Annotated in this window: 6 protein-coding genes; 5 read left to right on the forward strand and 1 reads right to left on the reverse strand. The window is 42.3% G+C overall.

Going from position 1 to position 9838, the window contains the following annotated elements; genetic code table 11:
• Nucleotides 1–238 precede the first annotated feature (238 nt).
• Nucleotides 239–1297 carry an N-acetyl-gamma-glutamyl-phosphate reductase gene (gene argC, locus GNE10_RS26480; RefSeq protein WP_185568268.1) on the forward strand — a complete coding sequence of 353 codons (1059 nt, stop codon included), beginning with the start codon at nt 239–241 and terminating at the stop codon, nt 1295–1297.
• A 108-nt stretch (nt 1298–1405) separates the two neighbouring features.
• Here argC and eno read toward each other — a convergent pair whose 3' ends face one another.
• On the reverse strand, nt 1406–2695 hold the full coding sequence (eno, locus tag GNE10_RS26485; RefSeq protein ID WP_185568271.1) for a phosphopyruvate hydratase: 1290 nt from the start codon (nt 2693–2695) through the stop codon (nt 1406–1408).
• 355 nt (nt 2696–3050) lie between these two features.
• Here eno and GNE10_RS26490 point away from each other — a divergent pair, with 355 nt between their 5' ends.
• The 4 genes from GNE10_RS26490 to GNE10_RS26505 all read left to right on the forward strand — a co-directional run bounded on the left by GNE10_RS26490 (nt 3051) and on the right by GNE10_RS26505 (nt 9630).
• On the forward strand, nt 3051–4445 hold the full coding sequence (locus GNE10_RS26490; RefSeq protein WP_185568274.1) for a serine/threonine-protein kinase: 1395 nt from the start codon (nt 3051–3053) through the stop codon (nt 4443–4445).
• 427 nt (nt 4446–4872) lie between these two features.
• On the forward strand, nt 4873–5391 hold the full coding sequence (locus GNE10_RS26495) for a COP23 domain-containing protein (protein ID WP_185568277.1): 519 nt from the start codon (nt 4873–4875) through the stop codon (nt 5389–5391).
• A 245-nt stretch (nt 5392–5636) separates the two neighbouring features.
• A complete protein-coding gene (locus GNE10_RS26500; RefSeq protein ID WP_185568279.1) occupies nt 5637–8369 on the forward strand; it encodes a serine protease in 2733 nt (910 codons plus the stop codon).
• A 325-nt stretch (nt 8370–8694) separates the two neighbouring features.
• Nucleotides 8695–9630: a phosphoribulokinase gene (locus tag GNE10_RS26505; protein ID WP_099072162.1), complete on the forward strand. Its 936-nt coding sequence runs from the start codon at nt 8695–8697 to the stop codon at nt 9628–9630.
• Nucleotides 9631–9838 lie beyond the last annotated feature (208 nt).

Below are 9838 nucleotides of genomic sequence, written 5' to 3' on the forward strand. Positions count from 1 at the left end.
CCAGATGCACAGCCTACAAGAAGAGGACGCGGAGACGGGGAGACGCACTGACGCGGGGACACACGGATTTCTTTCCCTTCGTTCCTGCCTCTTTCCGTGTCCACCCGCTTCCTGTTCTTTCCCCGCGTCAGTGCGTCTCCCCGTCTCCGCGTCCTCTTCTTGTAGGCTGTGCATCTGGTGGCTGATATCTTGGTAGCTGGGAACAAATTAACCATTCATGGGATAAGGATTTGGGATCATGGGCAAATTTAGACGCGTACCCGTTGGGATTGTTGGCGCGTCGGGCTATGGCGGAGTACAGTTGGTAAGACTGCTGATGGATCATCCAGAAGTCGAACTGGTTTATTTGGGTGGTGAGAACAGTATCGGTAGATCCTTGGGGGATCTATACCCACACTTGGCTCACACAGCGAATCTGCCAATAGAGGCGGTGGAACTAGAAACAATTGCTCATCGCTGTGAAGTAGTTTTCCTGTCTTTACCAGATGGTCTAGCTTGGCAAATTGCCCCCACACTCTTGGAAAAAGGGTGTAAAGTGCTGGATCTGAGTGCAGACTATCGCTTTAGCGATTTGGCAACTTATACAAGTTGGTATGGTGTTGAAAGAAGCGATCGCTCTACTGCTGTGACAGCTGTTTATGGGTTACCAGAACTATACCGCGATCGCATTGCCGAAGCTCAACTTATTGGCTGTCCTGGTTGCTATCCTACTGCGAGTCTGCTTGCACTTTCACCACTGTTAAAGCAAGGTTTAATCGTACCAGAAACAGCAATTATCGATGCCAAATCTGGCACATCTGGCAGTGGACGACAAGCCAAAACTAACTTATTACTCGCTGAAGCAGACAATTCCATCGCCGCTTACAACATTGGCCGTCACCGCGATACCCCAGAAATTGAACAAATTTGCAGTGATTTAGCAGGTCACGAATTAACAATTCAATTTACACCACACCTCGTCCCAATGGTGCGCGGCATTTTGGCAACCGTATACGCCACAATGCGCGATCCCGGTCTTGTACGAGACGATTTGATTACAATTTTCTCAGCCTTCTACCGCAATTCTCCTTGGATAAAAGTTTGCAGTAGCGGCGTTTATCCCCAAACCAAATGGGCTAATGGCAGCAATCTTTGTTACATCGGCGTAGAAGTTGACCCGCGCACAGGTCGCGTAATTGTCGTTTCTGCAATTGACAACCTGATTAAAGGGCAAGCGGGTCAAGCAATTCAGTGTTTAAACCTAATGATGGACTGGGATGAAACTTTGGGGTTACCGAAGTTGGGGTTTTATCCATAATTGGGCATGGGGCATTGAGTAGGGGGAAAGGGAAAGGGGTAAGGGGAAAAGGTTAAAAATCATCCCTTTACCCTTTTCCCTTTAACCTTTTCCCTTTTTCTCCAATCTCTACTTCGGCCCTAAGCCCACAGCACCAGCATACACGGCGCGATCGCCTAGTTCATCTTCAATTCGCAGTAAGCGGTTATATTTGGCTACGCGTTCGCTGCGGCATAGAGAACCTGTTTTGATTTGACCGGCACGGGTGGCTACGGCTAAATCGGCAATGGTGGTGTCTTCGGTTTCACCAGAACGATGGCTAATTACTGAACGGAAACCGTTGCGAGTTCCCAAGTCTATTGTTTCTAAGGTTTCAGTCAAGGAACCAATTTGGTTGAGTTTAATCAATATGGCATTACCGGCTTTTTCTTGGATGCCTCTTTGCAAGCGAGTAGCATTGGTTACAAATAAGTCATCTCCCACCAACTGCACCCGCGAACCTAACTTCTGGGTGAGCAATTGCCAATTTTGCCAATCTTCTTCGTGTAAGCCATCTTCAATGGAGACGATGGGATATTGGTCAACCAGTTGTCCAAGGTAATCAATAAACTCAGCAGGGGCATGAGGTTTACCATCGTAAACATACTGACCGTTTTTGTAAAATTCACTAGCTGCTACATCCAGTGCCAAAGCTACTTGCTCCCCTGGCTTGTATCCAGCTTTCTCGATGGCAGCAACCAATAATTCTAAAGCCACCTGATTGGATTCTAAATTTGGGGCAAAGCCGCCTTCATCCCCTACACCAGTGAGCAAACCCTTTTCGTCTAATACTTTGCTGAGGGTAGCAAATACCTCCGCGCCCCAGCGCAGGGCTTCTTGAAAGGAAGTCGCCCCAATTGGCACAATCATAAACTCTTGAAAATCAACGTTATTGGCTGCGTGTGCGCCGCCGTTAATCACGTTCATCAATGGTACTGGCAGTAAATTTGCTAGTGGCCCCCCCAAATAACGATACAAGGGAATTGCTAGAGATTCAGCGCCAGCTTTGGCGGCTGCTAAGGAAACTGCCAAAATCGCATTCGCCCCCAAATTGGATTTGTTAGCAGAACCATCGATGGCAATCATTGTGCGGTCTAATAGTTCTTGGTTGAGGACATCCAAGTGAAGCAACTTTGGGGCAAATACTTCTTTGACGTTTTTTACTGCCGGGAGGACTCCTTTACCGCCATAACGGCTTTTATCGCCATCACGCAGTTCATGGGCTTCAAAAGAGCCAGTGGAGGCACCACTGGGCACTTGCGCCAGTCCTACAGCACCATTGGCTACATGGACTTCGGCTTCAATTGTTGGTCTGCCCCGTGAATCAAGAATTTCACGAGCGACGATCGCTTCAATGGCAGTATCTAGAATGTTACTCATTTACACTTTGTCCTTTGTTCGACTGTTTTACTTACGCATATAGTCCAGTGGCCTAACCCAATCGTTAGCATAGGCGTTTAAGAAGGTTTGTAGGCTGAGATTAAAGAATATTTCCAGAGATGTTGTCAATCAATTTGTAATTTTCTACTTTCGATTCAAATTACTTTCATTTAGCGGATTTTTTCAGCCAGAGGTTAAATTTAGGTAAAATTTGGCACTACCAACTATGTAGAAAGTTCGTGTTTTGTATAGTAAATATATAAATAGTTACAAATATAGTTAGAATTATTTGTAGTACCGAGAAATAATATTCCATGTCAAAATTTCAGATGAATCGAACATACTGGTAAATCTGATGATAGGCAAAATCCTGGATGGGCGTTACGAAATTATCAGTAGATTAGGAGAAGGTGGTTTTGGTGCTACTTACCTAGCTATTGATAGGAAATTGCCGGATAAAGACCAGTGTGTTGTCAAGCACTTTTCGCCAAAAGCAACGGATGTAAATACTCTATCTCATGCGCGGAGGCTATTTGAGACTGAAGCTAAAGTACTCAACCGCTTGGGTAACCATGACAGAGTTCCGCGTTTGTTGGCACATTTTGAAGAAGACCAAAAGTTTTATTTAGTTCAAGAATTTGTTGATGGCTATGATTTGAGTCGTGAAATCAATCGCCACAAACAATGGAGTGAAGAAAAGATAATTGCCCTGTTGCAAGATATTTTAGAGCCGTTAGAATTCCTCCATCAACATCATGTGATTCACCGTGATATTAAACCCTCAAATTTAATGCGACGCCAAGAGGATGGGAAAATTGTTCTCATTGATTTTGGAGCAGTCAAACAAATTAGCTCCCAAGGAATGAATATTCAAGGGCAAATGACAGCCACAGTTGTGGTTGGCACACCTGGTTATATACCCAGCGAACAAAGTCAAGGTCAACCCAGGTTATGCAGTGATATTTATGCAGTGGGAATCATTGCCATTGAAGCGCTGACTCATTTAAATCCTATGCAATTACCCAGAGATCCTCACACAGGTGAAATCATCTGGCGCGACCAAGCAAAAATTAGCTCTGGGTTAGCGCAAATCATCGATAAAATGGTTAAATATGACTTTCGACAAAGATATCAATCGGCAACAGAAGTATTACAAGTTCTACAACAACTGAAGGTAGCTAATCAGCCTGCAAAATCAATTTTACGCAAGACCTTTATTGGTTTGGGAATAGCAAGTGCAGCTACTGTGATTGCCTTTTTATTTATTTTCATTCCGCGTTATAACCTGGAAAATTATAACAATGCCATTTATGGCATCACCATGAAATACCCTGAAAATTGGGAACAAACTGGAACACCAGATAGGATTACTGGTAACGTAGTAAAATTTAGTTCCTCAAAAGAAGGTGAAACAGACAATTATTTAGAAAATGTTAATTTAATTATTCAAGAATTACCAGAAAATCGTAGAAAATTAGAGCAATTTACTAACTTTTATTTGGATGAAATTCAACAATCAGATCCAAATACAAAAATTATCGAACAAGGGAAAACTGAATTTATAAACCAACCTGCTTATCAAGCGATTTACACTCTTGAAGAGGAAGGAGTAAAAATTCAACGCTTGCAAATTTGGACTATTAGACATAACAAAGCTTATATTATGACTTATACAGCTGATGTTGCGAAATATGCCAAATATTTACCTACGGCAAAAACTATCATTAATTCCTTAGAAATTAATCAGTAAATTATATAGTCATTGGTCATTAGACTTATTGCAGAAGTCGGGAAAAGGGGAAGGGTAAAGGGGGAAAGGCTTGGTATTTTCCCTTTCCCCAATAAAGATGCATCCCTTTGACCACAAGAGTCCAAAAAGCACTTTTGCAAGAGGTCTATTAGTCATTAGTCATTTGTGTTTGTAAAGACAAAGGAAAAAAGACAACTTTCACTAGTTAATGTGCAGTTTTCTTTGTGTACCAGCTTCTTTGATTTGTGAAAAATATCAGTGATGCCTGTCAACAACCAACAACCAACAGTCAACAACCAACAACCAAAACCTGAATTTATACTTAAATAAATTTTCACATTTTTTTTACATTGTAACATTGTTGTCATTTTGTGGTAAATACATAAGTATGTATGCTTTTTTTAGATCTTAGTGAGAACTACCAACGATGAAACCCCAGCTATTTTTGCAATTACTGACAGTAGGTACAATTGCTCTGGGTAGTATTGCTAGCACCAGTCCACCCAGTTTTGCTCAAGGTAAAACTTATTTTTGCGAACAAAGCAACGATGGTGTATGGACGACGTATGCCAAAAACTACAACAACAAGAAGATTCCCATAATTCGCTGGGTGAAAACTTTAGGCAGTTACACTCCGAAAATACGCTGCCAAGAAGTATCTGCCAGATTCCAAGGTGCCTATGAAAAAGGTATCTTAAACTACTTGACCACTGGTATTTCTGGTAGTCAAGCTGTGATTTGTGCTGCTAGTCAATACGGTGGCCCTTGCAGTCAATTACTCTTCACACTCAAATCTCATCAAGACGCAAGTTCAGTACTTCAAAACCTTGTAGAAATTGGTTATCGCGCTCGCGGCCCAATTTCACAATCTCAAGATGCTTCTTCTCAAGTATACATAGATATGAGCATGTTACTGAGCGAAAAAGCACCAGAAGGACAAAACTAAATACTGGGTTTAGGGATTTTCAAATAAAGCAATATTTCGTTGTTACTGTTGACTGTTGACTGTTGACCGTTCGCAGATAACAGTCAACATGGAGTCACCTTAATTAACAGCGAACAGTTACCAGTTAAACTCCTGGTAAAACATTACGCCATAGGCTATTGGGACTGATAACTGAATAATTCATTTAAGTAGCAGAATGCTCGTTAAGCATATTTGTATAGAAATTTGCAAGCGGTAAAAGCAACATGAAACAAAAATTAATTTCTAACGGCTCCCTGGCTACGATCGCCTGGATGGGCATACTGTTGACGTTGCCTATACAAACTGTTTATTTGAGCATTTTTTCGCCAACAGCTTATGCTCAACAGTCAAATTCCGAGCGATCGCCAGAGCAAATCAAACAATTAGCCAGAACGATAACCGTAAAGATTTTATCTGGCGAAAATCGAGGTTCAGGAATTTTACTCAAAAAACAAGGTCAAACTTATACGGTTATCACCAATCAACACGTTTTACAATCAGGCAAACCCGTTCAAATTCAAACAGCAGACGGGAAAATACACCAAGGCAATTTGGTTAAAGGAGTCAACTTTCAGGGCAAAGATTTGGCTTTGTTGGAGTTCCGTACTAGCGGAAACTATAGCTTGGCTTCCTTGGGAAATTTATCAACCATCGCAGTTAACCAACCAATATACGCAGCAGGATTTCCCTTTGAGGGGAACCCATCGCAGTCTCAGGGCTTTGTTTTCAAAGCAGGGCAAATTTTACTAGTACCAGACCGAGCTTTTAAAGAAGGATATCAAATCGGCTACAGCAACGAAATTGAAAAGGGCATGAGTGGCGGGCCGATACTGAATCGTCGAGGACAAGTAATTGGGATCAATGGTATTCATGCCTATCCGCTTTGGGGTAACCCTTACATTTATGAAGATGGTTCCCAGCCAACTGAAGCTTTACGAGATTTAATGAGCCGTTACAGTTGGGGAATTCCCATCCAAACATTTGCTCGATTGGCTCCTAGTTATACTTCCAAAGAAACCTTACCCGCAGCTAACGCACCTTCTAGTGCAAATCTTCCTCCCATCGCCAATGAAGTTAATAATATTGCCCAAGAAATTACGGTGCTAATAGACGTGCCCACTTTACGCGAGTGTAGCGGATCGGGAGTAATCATTGCCAAACAGGGAAATACTTACAGCGTCCTGACTGCGGAACACGTAATTCGCAGTTCGCAAAAATGCGATCGCTCCGTTTTAGAAATCATCACCCCTGATGGCAAACAACATCAAATCCAGGTGAATGACAATAATCTCAAAACAGTTCCAGACACAGACTTAGCCATATTACAGTTTACTAGCGAACAAGATTACCGCGTCGCCACCTTAGCTAACTACAACATAGTTAAAGATCAAAACTTCATTTTCGTCTCCGGATGGCAAGGACAAAAACCCGGAAATGTTCAAACACAACGTCAATTGACAACCGGAAACGTAGCATCCAAAATATTTGCCTCCATTGTCGCCAAGAACTCTTTATCTTTGAGTTATGGGTATGAATTAGTTTATACAAATTTGACTGAACAAGGCATGAGTGGCGGCCCAGTATTAGATACTCGTGGACGAGTCATTGGGATTCATGGAACAGCAGAACTAGAAAAAATTACTGACAAAAATGGTCAGCCTCGTTTAATTACATTAGGTTTTAGTTGGGGAGTTCCCATCCGTAGCTTTGTGCGTTGGGCCGAGTCAGTGGGAATGACTCCTGTGTTGCGAGTCGAGAATACTTTACCACCACCACTGACCACACAAGAAACCAATTCAATTCTCGAAGCTTTACTGAAAATCGAAAAACCCAAAAATAATGCAGATGCCATTGATTGGCTCAATTATGGTTGGCAAATCGCGCGAAACTCTCAAGACGGAACCATAGGACAACAAGAAAGAAAAGAAGCAATCAAAGCGATTGAAAAAGCAATTGAACTCCAGCCAAACTTTTATCAAGCTTGGTATTTACGCGGCTTTGTGCTGATGAGTAGTAGAGAATACGAAGAAGCCCTAAAATCATTCGATCGCGCTAAACAAATAGAACCAAATTTTACTGCCGCTTGGCGCTTTCATGGGCTAACACTTCTTGGCTTAGAACGATTTCCGCAAGCATTAGAATCCTTTAACCAAGTAGCAAAATTAGACCCTGATGATTCTAGCGTTCAGATATTTCGGAGCTTGATATTATTTGGAACAGGACGTTTTCCAGATGCATTAGAACTATCAAATCAAGTTGTTAAAAAAAATCCTAGTTCTTGGGCTTACTTTACTCGCGGTGCAGCGCGTTTTGGCGTACAAGATTTAAAAGGAGCGCTGGCTGATTTAAATGAAGCAATTCGCTTAAATCCAGAATATATCGAAGACACAGCCTACTCACTTAGGGGTTTGATTCGCGGTAGACAGGGAGATTTAAAAGGAGCGCTGGCTGATTTAAATGAAGCTGTGCGTCTTGACCCAGAAGATGCTAACAATTTTAAAAATCGTGGGGAAATTCGCTTTCAACAGAAAGACTACCAAGGAGCAATGGCAGATTTTAGCGAAGCAATTCGGCTCAAACCACAATATTTTGAAGCTCTCAAAGCTCGTGGATCCCTCCATTTCATACAGCAAGACTACAAAAACGCGATCCCAGATTTGAATGAAGCACTTCGTCTAAAACCTGATGATATTGAGGCTATACAAATACGGGCAGGAGTTCGCTTTCAACAGAAAGACTATCAAGGGGCATTAGCAGATTATAGCGAAGTAATTCGGCTCAAACCCCAATATTTTGAAGCTCTCAAAGCTCGTGGGGCACTCCGTTTCATACAAAAAGATTACAAAGGCGCGGTAGCAGATTTGAATGAAGCACTTCGTCTGAAACCTGAAGATGCTGAAAGCAAACAAATTCTGATGTCCGCTACTCGCTTGCTAGACTCAAAATCAGGAAATTAGGGAACTCCAAAAAATAAATTGTTCCGATTTCGGTCGTTGAAACCTTTCCCCTGCCCCTTATCCCGAATTGTTGCATAAGTCGGGATAAGGGAAAAAGTTCTGTATTGTCCCCTTCCCCGGTTGGTGAGCTTGTCGAACCATTAACCTTTACCCTTTACCCTTTACCCCAAGAGTGTAAAAAGCAATTGATTGCAAGAGATCGATTGTATGTGTAGAGATATTGCATACCAAGGCATTGTTTGAGTTACTCGCCTAAACCCTTTTAGAATGAAAACTATTGTGGGGAAATTTTATTACTGAGCTAGTTTTGATTCTGGGAGGAAGAATGAGCCGTCCAATAATTCTTGGTATTGTAGGCGACAGCGCAGCTGGGAAAACAACACTAACGCGAGGAATCGCTCAGGTACTCGGCCCGGAAAATGTCACGCTCATTTGCACAGATGATTATCACCGTTACGATCGCCAGCAACGTGCAGAAATTGGCATTACCGCTCTTCACCCAGACTGCAACTACTTAGATATTATGCAGCAACACCTGTCGCTATTACGCACAGGACAGCCAATTCTCAAGCCAGTTTACAGCCATAAAACAGGCACATTCGAGCCACCGCAGTATATTAAGCCCAATAAATTTGTGATTATTGAGGGATTACTCGGTTATTCCACCCGCGCCGCCCGCGACTCCTATGACGTAAAAGTTTACCTTGCGCCTCCTGAAGATCTACGCGCCAACTGGAAAGTCAAACGCGATACCCAAAAGCGCGGCTACACTCCCGAACAAGTATTGGCGGAACTGGAAAAACGCGAACCAGATTCAGCAGAATTTATCCGTCCCCAACGGCAATGGTCTGATATAGTTATTAGTTTCTACCCACCCACCGAAGAAGAAGATGAAACCAACGGACACCTAAATGTCCGCTTAGTACTGCGTCCTACAATTCCTCATCCAGATTTCACTGTAATTACTAACTCTGGCGAGAATTCCGACTCAGCCATCCGCCTGGGACTAGACAGAGATATGGGTAAACCTGTAGATGTCTTAGAAGTTGATGGTCATGCCACCTTAGAACAGGTGAACAAATTAGAGCATATTATCTGTTCTGATATGCCTCATTTAAGAAGTATTTGCGATCGCGAAAGCAATCCAGAACTGGGCAAAATAGCTGGTACAACTGGAGAAACACTCCAAAGTTACCCCCTAGCTCTCACCCAGTTAATAATTACTTACCACATGCTCAAAGCAACGCAAATACATATATAAAAATACATTTCAGATAAGACCAAAACACTTGTAGAAACGCCGATTTATCGCCTCTGGTAAACCCACAATTTTGTACAATTAGAGACGCTGCATTGGTCTATCCCATTAATTTTGATGAGTTTGTAGTAAGCACTTCAGTGCTTAAAAATCAAGGACTAAAGTCCTAACTACAAACTTATTTATCTCTCAGAACTAATGGGACAGACTA

The organism is Nostoc sp. 2RC (genome assembly GCF_014222165.1).
Classification (GTDB): domain Bacteria; phylum Cyanobacteriota; class Cyanobacteriia; order Cyanobacteriales; family Nostocaceae; genus Nostoc; species Nostoc linckia.